This is a genomic window from Paraflavitalea sp., assembly GCF_059502485.1.
In genome coordinates this window covers 1,440,030-1,459,761 of the sequence record NZ_JCACET010000008.1, presented here as the reverse complement: position 1 = coordinate 1,459,761, position 19,732 = coordinate 1,440,030, and the positions used below count along the sequence as shown (strand labels likewise).

The 19,732-nt window shown below is 45.9% G+C and carries 15 protein-coding genes; 6 read left to right on the top strand and 9 right to left on the bottom strand.

Annotated features, from left to right (window positions below; genetic code table 11):
* Positions 1-257 precede the first annotated feature (257 nt).
* From AC5JBY_RS08770 to AC5JBY_RS08760, 3 genes are all read left to right on the top strand, one after another.
* Complete coding sequence (locus AC5JBY_RS08770) at positions 258-1,028, top strand: class I SAM-dependent methyltransferase (protein WP_495904195.1); 771 nt, start codon at positions 258-260, stop codon at positions 1,026-1,028.
* Positions 1,029-1,172: 144 nt separating this feature from the next.
* Positions 1,173-2,963, top strand: coding sequence for an ABC transporter ATP-binding protein (locus AC5JBY_RS08765; protein ID WP_495904194.1), 1,791 nt, complete (start codon positions 1,173-1,175; stop codon positions 2,961-2,963).
* Between the two features lie 106 nt (positions 2,964-3,069).
* Entirely contained in the window at positions 3,070-3,414 is a 345-nt protein-coding gene (locus AC5JBY_RS08760) for a DUF983 domain-containing protein (RefSeq protein ID WP_495904193.1), read from the top strand.
* Between the two features lie 30 nt (positions 3,415-3,444).
* Here AC5JBY_RS08760 and AC5JBY_RS08755 read toward each other — a convergent pair whose 3' ends face one another.
* The gene (locus AC5JBY_RS08755; RefSeq protein WP_495904192.1) at positions 3,445-3,900 is read right to left on the bottom strand and encodes a DUF2721 domain-containing protein; all 456 of its coding nucleotides are present in this window, start codon (positions 3,898-3,900) and stop codon (positions 3,445-3,447) included.
* A gap of 58 nt (positions 3,901-3,958) precedes the next feature.
* Between AC5JBY_RS08755 and AC5JBY_RS08750 the strand changes: the two genes are divergently transcribed.
* Positions 3,959-5,293: a hypothetical protein gene (locus tag AC5JBY_RS08750; protein ID WP_495904191.1), complete on the top strand. Its 1,335-nt coding sequence runs from the start codon at positions 3,959-3,961 to the stop codon at positions 5,291-5,293.
* Positions 5,294-5,397: 104 nt separating this feature from the next.
* On the opposite strand, the gene AC5JBY_RS08745 is transcribed toward AC5JBY_RS08750, so the two are convergent.
* The 7 genes from AC5JBY_RS08745 to AC5JBY_RS08715 all read right to left on the bottom strand — a co-directional run bounded on the left by AC5JBY_RS08745 (position 5,398) and on the right by AC5JBY_RS08715 (position 15,858).
* On the bottom strand, positions 5,398-7,833 hold the full coding sequence (locus AC5JBY_RS08745; RefSeq protein WP_495904190.1) for a TonB-dependent receptor: 2,436 nt from the start codon (positions 7,831-7,833) through the stop codon (positions 5,398-5,400).
* Between the two features lie 91 nt (positions 7,834-7,924).
* Positions 7,925-8,266 carry a hypothetical protein gene (locus tag AC5JBY_RS08740; protein ID WP_495904189.1) on the bottom strand — a complete coding sequence of 114 codons (342 nt, stop codon included), beginning with the start codon at positions 8,264-8,266 and terminating at the stop codon, positions 7,925-7,927.
* Between the two features lie 122 nt (positions 8,267-8,388).
* Complete coding sequence (locus tag AC5JBY_RS08735; protein ID WP_495904188.1) at positions 8,389-10,224, bottom strand: tetratricopeptide repeat-containing sensor histidine kinase; 1,836 nt, start codon at positions 10,222-10,224, stop codon at positions 8,389-8,391.
* A gap of 72 nt (positions 10,225-10,296) precedes the next feature.
* Positions 10,297-10,941, bottom strand: coding sequence for a response regulator (locus AC5JBY_RS08730; protein WP_495904187.1), 645 nt, complete (start codon positions 10,939-10,941; stop codon positions 10,297-10,299).
* Positions 10,942-11,118: 177 nt separating this feature from the next.
* Entirely contained in the window at positions 11,119-12,711 is a 1,593-nt protein-coding gene (locus AC5JBY_RS08725; protein ID WP_495904186.1) for a DUF1501 domain-containing protein, read from the bottom strand.
* A gap of 20 nt (positions 12,712-12,731) precedes the next feature.
* Positions 12,732-14,408 carry a DUF1800 domain-containing protein gene (locus tag AC5JBY_RS08720; protein ID WP_495904185.1) on the bottom strand — a complete coding sequence of 559 codons (1,677 nt, stop codon included), beginning with the start codon at positions 14,406-14,408 and terminating at the stop codon, positions 12,732-12,734.
* 271 nt (positions 14,409-14,679) lie between these two features.
* Positions 14,680-15,858, bottom strand: coding sequence for a thiolase family protein (locus AC5JBY_RS08715; protein ID WP_495904184.1), 1,179 nt, complete (start codon positions 15,856-15,858; stop codon positions 14,680-14,682).
* Between the two features lie 107 nt (positions 15,859-15,965).
* On the opposite strand from AC5JBY_RS08715, the gene AC5JBY_RS08710 reads away from it, so the two are divergent.
* A complete protein-coding gene (locus AC5JBY_RS08710; protein WP_495904183.1) occupies positions 15,966-17,036 on the top strand; it encodes a quinone-dependent dihydroorotate dehydrogenase in 1,071 nt (356 codons plus the stop codon).
* Positions 17,037-17,095: 59 nt separating this feature from the next.
* Positions 17,096-17,905, top strand: a complete 810-nt coding sequence (locus AC5JBY_RS08705; RefSeq protein WP_495904182.1) for a TerC family protein — start codon at positions 17,096-17,098, stop codon at positions 17,903-17,905.
* Positions 17,906-17,938: 33 nt separating this feature from the next.
* Here the strand turns inward: AC5JBY_RS08705 and AC5JBY_RS08700 are convergent, their stop codons facing one another.
* Positions 17,939-19,732 carry a hypothetical protein gene (locus AC5JBY_RS08700; protein WP_495904181.1) on the bottom strand — a complete coding sequence of 598 codons (1,794 nt, stop codon included), beginning with the start codon at positions 19,730-19,732 and terminating at the stop codon, positions 17,939-17,941.

The following is a 19,732-nucleotide window of genomic DNA, read 5'->3' as shown; positions in this document are numbered from 1 at the left end:
GTTTTTCACACATTCCTCCTATTTTTGGAATCTCTTACTCAGACCCACATATGAAGAAAATTTTAAAGCATCCTATTCTACAGAGAACAAGTGATATCTTATTAAGTCCCCTAACCCTTGTAAGTTCGGTTTGGTTTAAATATGTCAGAAGTGCCACCTCGAAGCAAATGCCGGTCAGTGAGAATATATTTATGAAAGTGGGCGTCTTGCCTGTCAACGATCATTATTACCAGCCCTTGATAAACCCGGTTAAACATTTGGGAAAAGCCCTGAGCGAGAAAAGATCACTCCCGGGAATCGACTGGAATGTAGAAGAACAACTTGCTTTACTGAACAAGTTCGACTACAATAACGAATTGAAGGCGATCCCCCACGAAAAGAAAACTGCCAACCCCCTTCAATATTATTTTAATAACCCCTCCTACCGTGCAGGCGACGGAGAATTTCTGTACAATATCGTTCGTCACTTTAAGCCCAAAAGAGTTATAGAAATAGGTTGCGGTTATTCTACCATGATGTCCATACAGGCAGAAACAAAGAATGCAACCGAAAATGCAGCCAATGCCTGTAAGCACATTTGTATTGAACCCTACGAAATGCCCTGGCTTGAGCAGCTAAACGTTGAAGTGATCAGGAAAAAGGTAGAAGACATCGATACAACATTTTTTACCCAGCTGGAAGCTAATGACATACTCTTTATTGATTCGTCACACATGATACGTCCACAGGGAGATGTTTTATTTGAATTCTTTGAGATCCTGCCTGTACTCAAAAAAGGCGTTATAGTACATGTACATGACGTTTTTACACCACATGACTACCCCGCTGAATGGATATATGAGAAACACTGCATGTGGAATGAGCAATACCTGTTGGAAGCATTCTTAATGTTCAATACACAATTCAGGATCATAGGCGCGCTCAACTTCCTGAAACATAAGTACACAGACGAATTTGCAGCAAAATGCCCCAATTCAGGCGCCCAGCCCAACGATGAGCCCGGCGCATTCTGGATGATCCGGTCCTGATAAAATACCGGTCCACACAAGCGTAGCAAGACTAATAAGGAGCGGTATGACCGCCATCTTGGCAATTTTTCCGAAATTGTATGGAATTTGAACATTCCTTAGCCTTTTCCGGTTAATTCCTAATTCCCACTATTTTAGTTAGCTATGAAAATATTAATAAATTATCTCAAGCCATATAAATGGCTGGTATTCCTTGTTTTACTTCTCGCCGCCATCAATATAGGTTTTTCCCTGATGGATCCTGTCATCTTCGGCAAACTGGTCAACTTTGCATTCTATTATAGAGATACAACCAAAGCAGGTGGAGAATTCAGCTGGGATAAATTTCTCTTTAGTAAAAGCCCCTGGGGCGTAGTTTACTTATTGCTGGCTTCCATTTCAGTAGCTATGGTAAGCCGTATCGCCAAGAACTTCCAGGATTACTTCATGACTGTGGTAGTACAAAAGTTTGGCGCCAAGGTATTTACAGATGGTTTGAGACAAGCCATGCGGCTGCCTTACCAGGAGTTTGAAGACCAGCGCAGTGGTGAGACCCTTTCTGTACTCACCAAAGTAAGAGCCGATACGGAAAAATTCATTGGCTACTTCGTCAATGTATTGTTTACCGTAGTCGTCGGAATAGTCGTCGTATCGGTATTCGCAGCCAAAATACACTGGTCACTTCCCCTTGTATATTTTGGCGGCATTGGCGTACTCATGTACATTTCCAATGTACTAAGCAGGAAAGTAAAGACCATACAAAAAAGTATAGTAAAAGAAACCACCGCACTGGCAGGCGCCACTACCGAATCACTCAGGAACATTGAGCTGGTAAAAAGCCTTGGCCTCACCGATCAGGAAGTAAGTCGCCTCAACAAGAACACCTATAAGATATTAGGACTCGAAGTAAAAAAGGTAAAGCGTGTCCGCAGCGTGTCCTTCGTGCAAGGCACATTTGTCAACACATTACGCCAGGTGATACTCTTCCTCATGATGTGGCTGGTATACGGAAAAGAAATGGACGCAGGCCAGTTGGTAACCATGCAGATATTCTCTTTCTTCATCTTTGGACCTTTACAGGAAATTGCAGCTATTATACTCTCGTACCGGGAAGCAGAAGTATCGCTTAATAACTTTGAGAACCTGATGAAGAAACAGCCAGAACTGGAGCCTGTTGAACCTAAACATCTCGGTCATATCCAGAACCTTGAATTTCAATTTGTGGGATTCAAGCATCAGACAGCACAGCAAAAAGCGATCGATAACATCAACTTTTCCGCAAAAACCGGCGAGACCATTGCCTTTGTCGGCCCTTCCGGTTCAGGAAAAAGTACCTTGATGAAATTACTGGTAGGCCTGTATCGTCCACAGGAAGGAAAGATACTATACAATGGAATTGACGAAACAGCCATCAGATATGATGATCTGCGCAGCCAGATAGGATTTGTGACACAAGACACACAATTATTTGCCGGCACCATCAAAGAAAACCTGTTGTTTGTAAACCCTTCGGCCACCGATGAAGACCTGATGGATGCCTTGAAAAAGGCAGCCTGCATCAACCTGCTGGCCCGTGCAGAAAAAGGCATAGATACCATGATCGGAGAAGGAGGTTTGAAATTATCCGGTGGTGAAAAACAACGCCTGTCCATAGCCAGGGCGCTGCTCCGTAAACCACATTTGCTCATCTTCGATGAAGCCACCTCTTCGCTGGACTCCATCACAGAAGAAGAGATCACCAATACGATTAAAGAAATATCATTACAACGCAACCAGATCACGGTGTTGATCGCACACCGCCTTTCCACCATCATGCATGCCGATCGCATTTACGTATTGGAAAAAGGTGATGTAGTAGAAACAGGCACTCACGAAGAACTATTGGAAGAAAAAGGCCTTTACTACGCCATGTGGCGCCAGCAGATCGGGGAAAGGAAGAAAACACTGGCCGCATAACAAGCAAGGATAAAACTTATCTTTGCGGCCTATGCCTAAAGCAACCAAGCCAAATTACTTTTGGAGCATACTCACCATGAAATGCCCTCGTTGTCGAAGAGGGCCTATGTTTACGAACAACAACCCCTGGAGACTCAAAAAAGTATTTGACATGCCCGAAACCTGTCCGGAATGTGGACAGCCTTACGAACTGGAGCCGGGCTTTTGGTATGGAACAGGCTATGTGTCATATGCACTTTCGGTAGCCTTTTCAGTTACTTCATTTGTAGCCTGGTTTGTACTCATTGGCATGTCTACGCGGGACAATCGCTTCTTCATTTGGCTGGGCACCAACATTTTTCTACTTGTCTTCCTGCAGCCCTGGCTAATGCGCCTCAGCCGGGTAATCTATTTATACTTCTTTGTGAAATACGATCCGGATCACAAGAACAGAAATATAAAAGAAGCTTAAGAATAATATAACACTCCCACGACACAAACATTATTGATGCAGGTCCCGGTTATCCCGTACCCCCAGGAAATCGGTAAAGAAATTACTCTTTGTTTCCTTCTCCAGGTCACTCAATTCCAGCTCCAGCGCCTTGGTGCTAAGTGAAATTTCAAATAATGATATCAATAGCGAAGCCATAAAAGCAACAATACTGATAGCGAAGATCACATAACTTGCCTCAGTCCAGTTCCTGAAAATACAATACATACACACCACACAGAAAAGGAAGCTCAGTACCCCCAGCGCCTGCATGGAACGAATCAGCCTGATCCTCGTACGCAGGTTGCGTATTTGCTCAACGATATGCTTCTGATTAGGATCTTTCTTGTACTTATCGTGCAGATTACGGATCAGGCTGGCCAACGCCAGGAACCGGTTGGTATAAGCCAACATCAACAGCGAGATAGCAGGAAATAATAACGCCGGGGTTGTGATAGAAAGCTCCATGTCCATAATTTGCTTCTAAAATACAATCTTCCTTAATTTACACACGAATTAATCATCATTGAACCGGTATATATTCATAATCGCACTCGGAGGATTCATCATTGACCTGCTGGCCTGCTGGCCAGGTTTCATGTACATCGACTCAGTCGACCAATATACCCAGGCCATCACCTTTACATTTTCAGACTGGCATCCGCCGATCATGGCTGGTCTCTGGAGTCAGTTAAACTACATACACAAAGGCCCCCAGGTGATGCTGATCTTCCAGCTACTCCTGCTATGGACCAGCTTTTACCTGATTGCTACTACCTGGTGCAGACATACTCTTTCCTTCATCAGCCTGGTTTTACTGTTCATTGCCGCCCCTTACGTACAGAACTTTGCAGGCCTTATAGTAAAAGACAGCCAGATGGCATTGTGCTGGCTGCTGGCAGTAGTCATCATGCTCAGGGCCATCTATTACAACCGGAAGATGAGACCCTGGGAAGCGGTAGTTACATTTCTGCTCATCACCTATGGCACTATGGTACGCATTAATGCGTTACCCGGCGCCATACCACTCTATTACCTGTGGGTGGAAGACATCTATTCAGGCACCATCACCAAAAAAGCAGGTTTGTTGGCGCTGGTTTTAACAGGCTTATTGATCTCCAATCTCTCTATCAATAAGTTTATACTGAAGCCCCATAAACTATACCCGGAATATAAACTGATGGCCCATGACCTGGCAGGCATATATGTAGCTACCGGCAAATCCTATTTCCCGGCATTCATGACAACACATCCCGGGTTCGACAGCAACTACATCAGGCAGCACTTTACAACAGCAACACTCGATAATATCTGGTGGAACAAAGATCAAAAGAACATTTTCGCTCCGCTTGATGAACAAACACGGCAAGAGCTGATCAAAGCCTGGAAAAAAAGCATTCGCGAAAACACCTTCACCTACCTCGAAAACCGCTTCGATGGATTCCTGTATTACCTGCAGCTGAAACAAAGACCAGATACCACGTTTTACTATTACTACCCATACATCTACACCAACGATTACGGATTTGCCATAAAGAAGAATTGGGTGTTTACGGGTGTTACAGGTCTTATAACGGCCAACAAGAACATGCCATATATGAAACCCTGGTTCTGGCTATTGCTGCCGGTTATACAGTTGATCATCACCTTCCGGTTACCATCCAGCATCTTCAAAAAAGCAGGACTTAGCCTGGCCACCTCATCATTACTTTACCTGCTACCACAGTTCTTCATCTACCAGGCCGATACGGAATTCAGGTACTTCTATTGGTGCTGCATAGCCACGGCCCTGCATACAGTGCTGTTAATCACATACTATCTGCACCGGAAGCAGGTAACAGCTACTGGCAACCGGGCATAAAAAAGCCCCTCGCAGAGCGAAGGGCTAAAAAAATCCTATGAAAACGGGTTAGTAAATCCTATTAATAACGCATCTAACCCAATATTATTATGTACCCGGGATTGTTACATGTTAAAGGATAAAGGCACATTCAACTTAACACTGAAGTTCCGGCCCATATTATACACCCCCATCCGGCCGGTAACATTGTTTACAGCAGTATACTTCAACCGGCTCAGGTGATTTTGATAAGCCACATCACCGATATTATTAGCCGCAAAATACAAGCTGAATAAAGTTTTGCCTTTACTTACGATATCCCCGCCCAGTCCGGCATTCAACAAACTGTATCCGGAAGTCTTGGTCTCCGTATTATAACCGGTAAAAGGATCGTTCTGAGCAAAAGTATTATCCAGCTCGGCCTTCACATATACATGACGGAATACTTTTCCTTTGGAAGCAAACTCAGCCTTCACGTCATTGATCAACCGGGCTGCAGGAATAAAAGGAAGGTTTTTGCTACCATCCTGGTCTTCACTCAACGTACCACGCGTATAAGAGAAAGTATTTTCGATATGCAGCCAATCCAGCGGATGCGGGTGGATATCGAGGTTCACTTCTGCACCATACAAACGGGCATTGTGCTGATCGAAACGGAAAGCAAAAAGTTCATCCGAACCATCTACCAGGATAGAGTCGCCACCATTTACCGATGCCAGCTTGCGGTAGTAGATGAAATTGCTGACAGCATTATAAAACACGTTAGCCGCCAGCGAAATATGCTCCGTATTCACTTCTACCCCACCATCGATCTGGAAGCTCGTTTCAGACTTCAGGTCCTGCTCACCATATTCATAACGGTTGGTGCCCTCATGAGCACCATTGCTGGCCAGCTCGGGAATACTGGGCGCCCGGAAACCACGCGCTACATTGAATTTAAAAGTAACCGCCTTGCTGGCTTCATAGCTCAGGCCCACACTGCCCGATACATTCGAGAAACTCTTGGTAAAGCCAGCAAACTTCACATCTCCCCCATCTTCCATTTCTTTGGAATCGATAGAACGGTTATCGAAACGCAGGCCGCCACTCAACGTGAGTTTATTGATCCGCTTTTGCGTATACACGAAGCCACCTATATCAAACAAAGAATACTCCGGGATCAATGCTTCTTCCCCTTTATTCTTATTACTTTGCTGCATACCATTCACGCCAACAGACGTTTTCCAGTTATTCTTCTCCGCAAAGTGGTATTGCACATTATAATTCACCGTATTCAGGTCGAAATACAACTCCTTTTCTCCGGGGTCCAGCACATTGCCAAACTCCTGGCGTTGGTTACGCTGATAACCAACCAACACAGTAAGACGGTCATTACCTACATTAAAGCTATTATCACTCACTAATTTGAAATGCTGGATCCGCTGGCGGGGCACAAAAGGATCGGTAGAAGTAAAATCTTTTCCGGCAGCGATGGCTTCCTCTTCGGAACCGCCATTATCTACCAGCTTCAGGAATTGACCTGTGGCATCATCCCGGTCGCCTTCCACTAAACCCACATGCTGGTCAAAATTGGTAAGATACAGGTGACTAAAACCCCACTGCTTGTTCAAACCGATGTACCCACCAAAGTTCTTCTCATTAAACTTGGAGTTGAACACATATCCATCATACTTATTCTTGTAATCAGCTGCCGCTTTATAAGAACCATAAGCCCCCCAAATAAAACCATTGTGGTTGCCACCGATGTCAGCATGCATACCACGCTGCCGGTTATTAGTTTGATAAGTGCCAAACACATTACCCTTGATGGAACCCGCAGGCGCCGGTAAAATAGAGATGATATTCACCACCCCGGCCAATGCATCACTGCCATACATCAGAGAGGCAGGCCCTTTCAGAATTTCAGCTTTCGTTACATTATACTCATCGATCTCTATACCATGCTCATCACCCCATTGTTGTCCTTCCTGCCTGATACCGTCATTTACTACTACAACCCTGTTATAGCCCAGGCCCCGGATAGAAGGCTTTGAAATAGCTGGCCCGGTAGAGATTTGGGTCACACCTGGCGTATGGCTCAACGCATCGATCAGATTGGTAGAAACCCCTCGAAGCAACTCTTCCTTTTTCAGGATATTTACCGGCACAGGTGTTCTTTTTACCGAAGTGGCCGATGATACACCCGTAATGGTTACCGCTTCATTTTCGGCATAAGACCGTGAAAGCGTAAAGTCCTTTTCCGTATTTCCATTCAACTCGATGGATTCAACAATAGAAGCATAACCAGTAAAACTTACCTCTACCAGGTATTTACCCGAAGGGATATTTTGTAGCTTGTATATACCCTCCCGGTTGGTAGTGCCGCCTACCTTAAGATCAGGAAAAAGAACAGAAGCACCAGACAACACCTCACCCGTTTTAGCATCAGTTACCTTACCGGTGAAAGACACATTCACCACAATATTTTTTTCAGAAGTCGCAGAGGTCAACGCAGAAGATTGGGCACGGGCACCCAGGCAGCCAAATACGGCCAGGACTATATAGATAGAAAGCTGTTTCATAAATTAATTTATCAGTCAATATGGAGAACGTCAATACCGTTGCCGGTAAAATAGAGAATGCTTCACCTGTGGTGAAGAAGAACAATAAATACTAACTGATAGCAGGAGGACCCCGTAAAGAATAGAAGAATAAGGAAGAAGCAACTACCTGGGAGGAAAAAGAACCAGGCATCGCATGATGAACCAGCGGAAGAGCAAAGTCGATGGATTGACCATCGGCAGTGAATGGCGACTCAGCCACCAGGTTTTGAATAGCACAATTAAAACCCGCCTTGCCTACCTGGGCAGTCTCAGACTTTGTAACAGCAGTAACACCATCAGTATGACTTACGATCCAGTCATGCAGCACCTTCTTGGGCATAATACTGAATGCAAAAAGCACCAGTAAAACACCCGCCAATGAACGCCGCAATATGGATGGATAGACCTTCAAGGTTATTGCTACTGCGTTGCAAATTAAGGGAATTACAACAAAACGACCGACACTATTTTACTAATGAGTAGTTATTATCGGGATAAGCGGCTACCATACAAGCCATTACAGGCGGGGAAAGATTATTTTTTCAATACCACGGTAAACAGCGATCCCTTGCCGGGCTCACTCTCACAAAAGATCTTACCATTGATCTCCTGCACGATCCGTTTTACTATCGAAAGCCCCAGGCCGGTAGAAGCTTCTCCATCGGTAGGCTGCGAAGATATTTTACTGTATTTGGAAAATAGGTAAGGCAATTCATCCTTTTCAATGCCCACACCTTCATCACGCACTTTAATACTGATGGCGTCCTGCTCATCACTGACGCTGACCCATACATTTTTACCACGTGGCGTATACTTGATGGCATTCGACAACAGGTTTTCACAGATCCTCGATACCAGTTGCCTGTCGCTAAGCAGAAAAAGATTCTTACCAGGCATCTCGGCATGCAGGTGAATATCCTTCCGCGCAGCCATCGGCCTGAAACTATCGATAACCTCTTCGGTAAAAATGGTGAGGTCGAAGTTCTCCAATTGCATCCTGTGTTGACCAATATCCTTCCGCTCAACATCCAACACGCGGCGGATCATTTCTTCACCATTGGTGCTGGCCTGCATGATCTTACTCAACGCCTTTTGCTGATCTTCAGTCAATGGGCCAGGTTCAGATTGCAATACATTCCCCCAAACCTGTATCGTGGTAAAAGGAGTACTTAGGTCATGCGATACGATGCTGATCAATGAGTTCTTCTCGTAATTCAATTCCTCCAGCTTCTCATTTTGCTGAACGATCAGGTCATTAATACTTTTAAGACGGCGGTTCGCATTACGCTTGGTAACAAATGCAATAGCGATGAGAATACCGATCACGGCCATGGCAAGCGCCACGATCGTTACGATCCTGGTACGCAACACTTCCTTCTCTACCTTTTCAGTCAGCAGCTTATTTTCTACTTCCCGTTCCTTGGCGTGAAAACGTTCCTGCAATTCAGCAACCGTTTTATAAGTATCCCCATTAATGATCGCAGTGTCCAGCGTATACCATTTCTTTAGGTTATCGTAAGCAGCATGGTAATCCCCCTTATACTCCGCCAGCTTGGCCAGCACGCTCCAGGTGTCAGACAGTTTGCCGGCCGATTCTAGTTCCTGCGCCAGCTTGATCGCCAGCTGGCCATATTTGGCAGCGGAATCAAACTGCTTCTTTTCTGTATAGGCATCAGCCATGTTTACCAGCGCTACCCAATGATCATCAACATTATCACCATTACGATGCTTATCATAATTACGCCGGAAATAGATCAGCGCATCATCATACTTTTTCTCCTTGAAATACAGGTTACCGAGGTTGTTGTAAGAACTGGAAAGATCAAGTTCCGGCTCAAACGGTTTCCCAAAACGTATCGCATCGTTCAGCAATATCCGCGCACTGTCAAACTGCTGCAGCTGCGTGTAAATAACAGCCAGGTTATTATACGTATTCACCAGGTCATAGATCTCCCCGGCGCCTTTTGAAATTTGAGCAGCTTCCAGGTAAAACTCTTTGGCCTTATTAGGCTCTTTGATATTGGCATACGCAATAGCCAGATCACTTAACGCGGCTTTTTCATAAGCCACTTCCGACAATTTGCGCGAAGCATCCAGCGATTGCAGGTAAAACTCAATAGCAGAAGGGTAGTTGCTGCTCATCTCTTCATAAATGCCTTTGAGCCGGAGCGACAATACATCCCCCTTATTAAACTTTAACCGGTCAGATTCTGTCTTGATGAAATTAGCGTAGTGCAGGAGCGAGTCCGCCTTGTCTTCCGAGAAATCGAGACAGCGGTCATAGAGCCTCTTCAGGTAAGTGGTATCCACCTGGGCGGGGGCGTCGTAGCAGAAATACAGTAAGAAAAGGATGAATAGCCAGTACTTCACTGATTAGCAGATTACTGCGGCAATATAATGAATTATGGCAATTGGGTAGTTTTGAAATACGTAAACCCGTCATTAATCGATCAATCTGTTCTTCAGGGCAAACTTCACCAGCCCTACCGTATTATTGACCCCCAGCTTGGCGATCAGGTTTTTGCGATGGGTTTCTACAGTGCTAACGCTGAGAAACAGCTTCTCCGCGATCTCCGAATTACTATATTCTTTGCAGATGAGCGTAAGGATCTCAATCTCACGCCTGGAGAGAATTTCATCCACCTTTTTGTCTTCGATGGTAATCGTATGCCGGAAGTCCTGCTCAGTATCCAGGATATTGATCTCCTTGCTGAAATACTTCTGTCCGCCCGCAATAGCATGCAAAGCAGTTTTCAGCTCATCGATACTGGCATTCTTCAACAAATACCCCTGAATATCATACTTTACCAGCTTATGGATATAGCGGGTGCCGCGCATGATAGTGAGATAAAGGATCTTCAACTGAGGCTTTACCGACCGGATCTTCTTCAACAACTCCTCCTCTTCAATGTCGGGCAGGTGTACATCCAGTAACAAAACATCTATATCCAGCTCGGGCAGCTTTTGCAACAGGCCTTCCCCCGTTAATGCCGACCCAATCACCCGGATACCATCCTGCTTATTTAGTAATAATGTCAGACCTTCCAGGTATAACTCGTGATCGTCGGTAATAAACAATTTCAGCATAGTAGGTTTCGAATCGGTTCCTTTAGTATAGTAAAGCTATAGAATTGTAAGGATTTCCAATCAACAGCAATTTAAAACTATTTGCTATATGAAAACAAAAAAGCCCTTTCAAGGGCTTAAATTTCAATTAAGATATGGAATTCCGGTTGCTTTAGGTGTGGAACCAACAATTAAAATTTACCGGACCTTCAACATAGACCGAACCTGCTGCAGAGCGCCATTTTGGAAACGGGCATAATAAACACCGCCAGGCAAACCATAACTGTCGAAGCTCACCGTGTAAGCGCCGGGCGTATACACCTTATCGGCAAGCGTTTTCACTACCCTGCCCAGGCTATCCATCACCTGCACCAGCGTGTGCCCCCCTTTACTACGGAACGTAATAGAAGTAGTCTGCACAAAAGGATTAGGATAATTAATAATAAGTTCTTCACCCGATCCGCGGATGATATCATCCAGTCCGGTAGTGTTACAGGCAGCATTCACAGCAAGAGGAATTTGCTGGAAGTTGCGCAGCATGATTGTTTCCAGGTCGGTAGCATTTACGCAAAACCATTGTTGCAGAATAGAAGCATAAATACTGCGGAAGTCATACTGGAAAGGGATATTATCGTTTACCGATGCATTATTGGGAATAAAAGGATTGTTCCCAACAACACCCGGGCGCACGTTCTTACCAAATACGAACATAGGCGCTGCCGAACCGTGGTCGGTCCCCATACTGCCATTCGATTTGATACGACGGCCAAACTCCGAGAACGTCAACCCGATCACCCTGTCTGCTACACCCATCGACTCCATGTCATCCATAAAGGATTTGATGGCATTCGATAGATCCGATAACAACTTATTATGCGTACCAGTAGTTGTATCCAAAGAATTCACCTGGGCCGAGTGCGTATCGAAGCCTCCAGTGGTCACCATGTACACACGCGTTTTTAGCCCACCCTTTACCAATCTTGCTACGATTTTCAACTGCTGGGCCAGGTAATTATCGCCAGGATAGCTACCCTGCGAGGTCACTTTAGCGGCAGCAGCCCGGATCACGTTGGAGTATTGCTCGGTTTGACCCGCGATCAGGCGGATATATTTCAACTCTTTGCCCCAAGGCGTCTCAGGCACTACTTCCGGAATACCATCCAGAAAATCATAAAAACTGTTGGGGTCAAAAATATTCATGGCCATATTCATCACAGGACCTTGCAATGCCAGCGAAGGGATTGCGCCGATCTGTATAGCCAAAGGATCAGGCACCTGCGTATTGGGATAACCAACAGGATAATTCGGGTATTCATTGCCAAGATAACGACCCACCCAACCGGTATTAAGCACCTCGTCGGGATTGGAAGCACTCATCCAGATATCCGTAGCACGGAAATGTGAAAAGCTTGGCGTAGGGATACCTACAGATTGAATAATAGACAACTTGCCTTCATTAAATAAAGTCTGCATACCCACCATACCAGGGTGAAGCCCGGTCTTATTGGTAGTATTCAGCGTGAGCACTTTATTCAGTGGGATGGCAATATTTTTACGGGCATTATAATAACCGGAATAAAACTCAATAGGGATCACCATGTTCAAACCATCATTACCACCATTGAGCTGAACCAGCACCAACACCTTGTCGGTTTCGGTGGGAGGAGCATTCAACAAAGCCTGCACCAGCGGAGAAGCGCCGGTATAAGCCTTTACAGAAAAGCCGTTGATCAGCGCAGGCAAAGTGATAGATGCCGGCAAGGTATGTTTGACAAAATCTCTGCGTTTCATAGCTATTGGGTTGGGTGCTGTTAGGATAATTGGTATTCGGCCAGGTTCATGAAATATTTATACAACGACTGCAGGCGCATACGCACCACCTGGTAATCGGCGTCGTTGCTGGGATTATTGATATGCCGGGTCCAGGCGCTGGTCCAGTAAGTATCATCATCCTGGTTGGTAAGCAGTATCTGCTTTTTGATCGTTTGCCTGGCAGCTGCAGACAAAGGAACCCTGTACATGATGATCAGCGCATCGTTGATCAGCGCATTCGGATCACCGGGGTTGGGCAAGATCTTGGTAAAAGCTACAGGGTCGATCTGCAGCATTACATTATCGCGCATATAACCCATGGTGACCAATAGATCACTAAAAAGATTTCGCTTGGGCAACGTATACGAGTTCACCCACATCTCATGGAACTGTGGCAACTGATAATAAGCAGGCCAGCCCGATACGCCGGGCGGGTCGCCAATATCCTGTTGCATAGCCGCAGCCTGTTGCTGCACAAAGCCCCACATATTATAGGCATTGACATAATCCGTAGCAGCCGGAAACTGAACATTGAACTCACGGCAAAGGCCCACAGTCAGGTCTACCGGGCCTTTGATCAGGCATCCCTGGTTCAGCGGATCAAAGAAATGTTCGCTTTTGAATAAAGTAGACAACACAGGCTTTATCTCCCAGTTGCCATCACGGAAAAGTTGCGCCAGCGGCTTGATCACATTCCTTTCCGTATCGGCATCGATGGTATAATAACAAAACCAGCGATACAGTTTGCGGATAATAAATTCAGAAACTTCTACCTTCTTATTGAAGATCATCGTCAACAGGTCATCCAGCTCTGTATCACCGGCAGTAGCATCACTACGTCCGGTAATGGTAGTACCATAAAAAGAAGAAAAAGTCTTGCTGTTCGCATCATGCTTGGCGGGATCAAACTTCACGGTCTCTGTCGTCTTATCGATCGTCCAGCCCGTCAATACCCGGGCAGCCGCAATAACATCCTCTTCAGTATAATTGGGATTGTTCTCTTTACCAAGTGTAAACAACTCCTGCAACTCACGCGCATAGTTTTCATCCGGCGCATCCTTTATATTCAGGAAGCCATTCAGATAACGCAGCATGGCGAGGTCGAGCGTCACTCCACGCACCAGCTGCTTAAAATTGCCCAGCGCCATCCCGTGCAACAAAACATAATGCTGGTAAGCAGCGATGCCATTCATATACATATTCGTTTCCGTAGCAAAGTGGTGGTGCCAGAAGAGCACCAGCTTTTCAGTAATGCTACGGTCCTGGTTCACCATCAAGCTCAGCCACCATGCCTTCCACGAAGCGATCCGTTTTTCATTGGCTTCACCATCTTCGGAAGGCGTATTCACCCAGGTAGCTCCCTCTGCAATAGCGAGATCAGGGTCACCACCGATGATACCGGTGTTGTCATAATTCTTTATAGGAGGAGGAGGCGCCGGAGAAATATTCAATAAAGCATCTACAGCCTGCGACACCGACATCGATCTGAAGTAATCGATATCCGCTTTCTTCGCGCCAAACATCGTACGCTTTAAAAGATGCGATACTTCGGCACCTGTCCAGGCACCTGCATAAGGAGATAATCCGGAGGAAATACGCCGCAAACCAGCATAAGATGATTCAGCAGCAGGTACATTGGCCTTTCTTTTCAGCAGCAGGAAGTCTCTTCTGTCCATAGGTTTGATTTTGGGGTGTCCTTTCTAACAGGCAAGGAATATCCCGTTAAAACGACTACATATACCGGCATAGTATAAACAAAAATGTTGCCATTTGAGTATAAAAAACCCCAAAGAGTATATTTCCAGCTCTTTTTCGTAAGAACACGAACAGAAAAGAGCTAAAACGACAAGTCCGGAAGTCAGAAAACATCTTACAGCTAACTGCACGATGCCCTGTCTTCCGGACTTTCTCCCGATAGCTATCGGGAACCGACTTTCGAACTTATAACTAATTAATATTTTCTATAATACCAGCTATCCCCTGTCCCCCACCAACACAGGCAGTCACGATACCATACTTTTTATTCAAACGCTTCATATCATTGGTGATCTGGATGGTAAGTTTGGTACCGGTACAACCCAGCGGATGCCCCAGCGCGATAGCGCCACCATTGATATTCACAATATCAGGATTGATCTCCAGCTTACGGATAACAGCCAAAGCCTGAGAAGCAAAAGCTTCGTTCAATTCCACCAGGTCTATCTGGCCCAGGCTCATATTAGCCTGCTTTAAAACTTTAGGTACAGCTTCTACGGGACCGATACCCATAATGCGCGGATGAACACCAGCCGAAGCACAATTCACCAATCGGGCAATAGGCTTCAAGCCCAGCTCATTCACCATCCTTTCACTCATCACAATCACAAAAGCAGCACCGTCGGAAGTCTGAGAAGAGTTACCGGCAGTTACAGAACCATTTACCGCAAACACAGGCTTCAACTTTGCCAAAGCCTCCTTACTGGTATCCTGGCGTGGACCTTCATCAGTATCCACTACATAACTCTTGGTTTTCTTCTTGCCTTTTTCATCCACATATACCTGCTCCACAGTGATCGGAAGAATACCACTTTTGAAATAACCATTCTGAATGGCATTGATAGCCTTCTGGTGAGAGTTATAAGAAAAAATATCCTGGTCTTCACGGTTCACGTCATATTCCTTCGCCACCGCTTCCGCAGTAAGCCCCATGCTCAGGTAATAATCCGGTTCATCTTTGGCAATACTATAAGCAGGAACTGTTTTCCATCCTGCCGTAGGTACGAGGCTCATGCTCTCCGTGCCACCAGCCACAATACATTCAGCCTGTCCCGTGCGTATCTTGGCAGTTGCAATAGCGATGGTCTCAAGCCCGGAAGCACAATAGCGATTCACCGTCATGCCCGGAACATCAAAACCCAAAGCCCTGGCGGCAATGATACGCCCTACCTGTAAACCCTGTTCAGCTTCCGGCACAGCATTACCCACAATCACGTCATCCACCCGCTTAGGGTCCAGTTGCGGAACAGAAGCCAGCAACCCTTTGATCACATCGATTGCCAGATCATCAGGCCGGTAAAAACGGAATACACCCTTCTTCGATTTGCCGACAGCAGTACGAAAACCTGCTACGATGTACGCCTCTTGCATATATAGGATTTTATAGTTTCAGAATAAGAAAGTTGTTTATGCAACTTTGTATATCAAAGGTAACAAGAAGAGGGAAGTTTTCAAAATACCTATCTTCGCACCCGTCTATGTATACGTTCATCCGACAACTACTATTTCTCTTCCCGACCGAAGGAGTGCACTATTTTTCCATGAATACCCTGAAACTGGCCTGCAAGGTTGGTTTTATCAAACGCATTATCAGTAAAAGCAATACGCCCGGCAATAAAAAGCTGCAGTACGACCAATTCGGACTGCACTTCAAAAATCCTGTCGGACTGGCTGCCGGATTCGATAAGAACGCCCTTTACCTCAACGAGTTGGAAGCCCTGGGCTTCGGCTATGTGGAGATCGGCACCGTTACCCCCAAGCCACAGGCAGGCAATGACCAGCCCCGCCTGTTCCGCCTCCCCAAAGACAAAGCCCTTATTAACCGCATGGGTTTCAACAACGAGGGAGTGAAAGTAGTAGCAAAACGCTTGAAAGACTGGCAGGAAAAACAGTCGAAAATACAGCGTTCTGCGTCCGCCCCCCGCTTGATCATAGGAGGAAATATTGGCAAAAACAAAGTAACACCCAACGAAGACGCCTGGAAAGATTACGAAATATGCTTCCGTGAACTCTTCAACTACGTAGACTACTTTGTGGTCAACGTAAGCTCACCCAATACACCCGGCTTGCGCGAACTGCAGGAAAAAGATGCCCTCCGTAAAATATTATCGCACCTGCAAACCATCAACCAAACATTGGCAGGCACCAGCGAAGAACCCAAACCATTGTTACTGAAAATAGCGCCCGACCTCACCCAGGAGCAAATAGACGATGTAATAGACCTGGCGCTTGAGATCCAACTCGATGGATTGGTAGCCACCAATACAACCATCGATCGCTCCGGCTTACAATCATCCGAACAGGAACTCACAGCCATAGGAGCCGGAGGATTGAGTGGCAAACCACTCACGCAAAAGTCCACTGCCATAGTGAAATACATTGCACAAAAAACCAATGGCCAGATACCCATCATAGCTTCAGGTGGCATCTTCACCGGTGCCGACGCTAAAGAAAAACTGGACGCAGGCGCTGCGCTCGTACAAGTGTGGACAGGCTTTATCTATGAAGGCCCGGGAATTGTACAACAGATATGCAAAGAGTTGGTGTAACATTAATTTAATATTGCACAACCTGTAATAAATAACTGCTTATTCAACTTATATAACAAATGGGACATCTTTTAACGACGGATAGCATCATCAGCTTTGTAATACTGGTTATCCTCGAAATCGTACTCGGCATAGACAATGTGATCTTTGTAAGCATTATCATGAATCGCCTGCACACCGAAAAAGAAATAAAGCGGGCAAGGCGTTTCTGGATGATCAGCGGCATCATTATGCGCAGCCTTTTATTGATGGGGCTGGGCTGGTTGCTCGATCAAAAAGGCAAATTCATCATTCCTGAAAGCTGGTTTGGTAAGGGATTCGACCTGGCAAGCCTCGTAATGCTGGGTGGCGGTTTATTCCTCATCTATAAAACAGTAATGGAAATACACCATAAACTGGAAGGTGAAGATCCCAATGCCAGCACAAAAAATAAAGTACCGCTGAAGTTGGGACAAGCCCTGGGTCAGATCGTGCTTATAGATGCCGTATTCTCTTTCGATAGCATCATCACCGCAGGCGGTACAGCCAAACACGTGGAGATCATGATCGCAGCGGTGATCATCGCCATGATCGTCATGTTCCTGTTCAGCCCGAAGATATCGGCCTTTGTACACCAACACCCTACCGTGAAAATGTTGGCCCTTTCCTTCCTGGTGATGATTGGCTTAAGCCTGGTGATCGAAGGCTGGAATGCAGAAAAAGCGCACGAGCTACACCTGAAGAACTATATCTACTTCGGTATGGCCTTCTCATTCGGAGTAGAGCTGTTGAATATGACCATGCGCAAGCGGCAGGCGAAACGGGTAGTACGTCTTAACGAACCAACCCTCGATGCGCAGCCAGAGAATCGTGACGATGTCGCACATTAAAACCAGGGATTCACATCTCACGTTTCATCAACCTCATTCATCGGCCCTCGCAAGAAATTGCAGGGCCGTTTTTCTTACAGCAGGATTAGAATTGCCGGTTGCAATTACCCGGATGGCTGATAAAAGAGTTGGCTGCCGGTAAGACCATTCAAACAACACACGCAACGCTTCCAACCGGGTACTTTCAACCGGATGTATTTCAATCAGATGGTGCAACGATGAAGAAAGCAGCGGATGATAGGCACGCAGAAAAAGCGCATTAAAAATATTGGTGAGCACTTCAGACGCTTGTCCCTGCTGCAATGCCCGCTCGTAAAGCGAATCGACGACAGGTTGCTGAATGAACCGCAAAGCATAATAAGCATATCCCCGGGTAACATCACCAACATCAGCAAGCAGTGGCCTGATATAAGGCAAAACGACAGATGCACCGCTATTACCCAGCACACTCAACAAAAGCATGTCATCACCCTTCGGCTGTAAAAACCTGGCCAGTGCAAGTGTTAGTATATCAGCACGCACAGAATCAGCCTGCCGCAGGTTTCCGGCCATGTTGCCAAGCGCCAGCAACGCGGCAGAGCGGATAGTTTCTGCAACAGCCGTATCGAAAGCTACCCTTTCAAGCATATCCTGCAACATGGGCAAAGGGGTACTTACCAAACCCGCAGAAGGAATGATCTTTCCTGATCTCAACGGGTCATCCTTATAAAGCAATATATAATCCCGAATCATTTCCTGTGCATAAGGAGTAGCAGCTGTAACAATGCCCGTACGCAACGTCTTAAAAGTAAGACCCGTCACAGGCGACGCCATGAATAACGCACGCAATAAATGAAGTGAATCTTTATGAGTAAGAAAGGAGACTTTAACATCAGTTGCCAGTTTATCCTGCACGTATTCATCCCTCGTGATTTCATTTTGCTGTAGTTGCATTATGATACCAGCTACACTGATCTTTTTACTTCTGGCAATATTGACCGCCTGTAACTGCTGTAATCCCTTTTCAGGATAGAACAAAGGCCGGCCCTGGAAATGAGCCGGAGGCTTGCCGGGCACTTGTGTTGGAGGCGCTTGTTTTATTTTTCCCTGCAAGACGAATTGAAAACTATTGGTAAGTGTAGTAATGGTTTTATGATTCACCTTCGCTTTGCGCACCACCTGCCCCACTACCTGCTCCAGCCCCTTGCTGCCGAAAGCATAACGAACATCCGCATTATATTGATGAGTACGGGCAATCATGTTTACCGGACTACTTTGCTGTTGCGGTTCAAGCCCTGTAAGCCGGATAGTACGCAATCGTCCGCCTGCCTGCTCTCTTTGATAAGTAGCCCACACGGGACCCTCCGTCAACAACATAGACTGCCGCGAGACGCTATCTTGCATAGCAGGAAGATAACATTGATAATGCTCCAGCAGTTGCAGAATAATATGCTCGGTTGCCGCAGTAATGGTATCCGGCAGCCAGATGCTATCGATTACGCCATTGATATGCTGGGAAAAATAAAACCCATCGCGAAGACTTTGCGCAATAGATGCCTGTTCAGTAGCGGGCAACGGAAACCGGCAACGCTCGATCAGCGGAAAAGATACATGAAAGTACCATTTATCAGCAGCCTTGTCTATACAAGTTTGCTGCATGTTTCCTTGAAGCATACCCGCAAGGCTGGTATCCATTCCCTGACTCCCGATGGCCGAAAAATTCGTTTTAACGGCAGTAGTGAATGTTAATTGATATACAGCCATTTCCTGCACCGTCCATTCAACAGGCTGGGCAATCGAGATTCCCTTGCTTAGTAAAAAAATTACTACCAGTGTCCAATACCTCAT

Excerpts from the sequence above, each read along its gene's own strand:
- AC5JBY_RS08765 (WP_495904194.1), top strand. The coding sequence starts at position 1,173 with ATGAAAATATTAATAAATTATCTCAAGCCATATAAATGGCTGGTATTC.
- AC5JBY_RS08760 (WP_495904193.1), top strand. The coding sequence starts at position 3,070 with ATGTTTACGAACAACAACCCCTGGAGACTCAAAAAAGTATTTGACATG.
- AC5JBY_RS08755 (WP_495904192.1), bottom strand. The coding sequence starts at position 3,900 with ATGGAGCTTTCTATCACAACCCCGGCGTTATTATTTCCTGCTATCTCG.
- AC5JBY_RS08745 (WP_495904190.1), bottom strand. The coding sequence starts at position 7,833 with ATGAAACAGCTTTCTATCTATATAGTCCTGGCCGTATTTGGCTGCCTG.
- AC5JBY_RS08730 (WP_495904187.1), bottom strand. The coding sequence starts at position 10,941 with ATGCTGAAATTGTTTATTACCGACGATCACGAGTTATACCTGGAAGGT.
- AC5JBY_RS08725 (WP_495904186.1), bottom strand. The coding sequence starts at position 12,711 with ATGAAACGCAGAGATTTTGTCAAACATACCTTGCCGGCATCTATCACT.
- AC5JBY_RS08720 (WP_495904185.1), bottom strand. The coding sequence starts at position 14,408 with ATGGACAGAAGAGACTTCCTGCTGCTGAAAAGAAAGGCCAATGTACCT.
- AC5JBY_RS08715 (WP_495904184.1), bottom strand. The coding sequence starts at position 15,858 with ATGCAAGAGGCGTACATCGTAGCAGGTTTTCGTACTGCTGTCGGCAAA.
- AC5JBY_RS08710 (WP_495904183.1), top strand. The coding sequence starts at position 15,966 with ATGTATACGTTCATCCGACAACTACTATTTCTCTTCCCGACCGAAGGA.
- AC5JBY_RS08705 (WP_495904182.1), top strand. The coding sequence starts at position 17,096 with ATGGGACATCTTTTAACGACGGATAGCATCATCAGCTTTGTAATACTG.
- AC5JBY_RS08700 (WP_495904181.1), bottom strand. The coding sequence starts at position 19,732 with ATGAGGTATTGGACACTGGTAGTAATTTTTTTACTAAGCAAGGGAATC.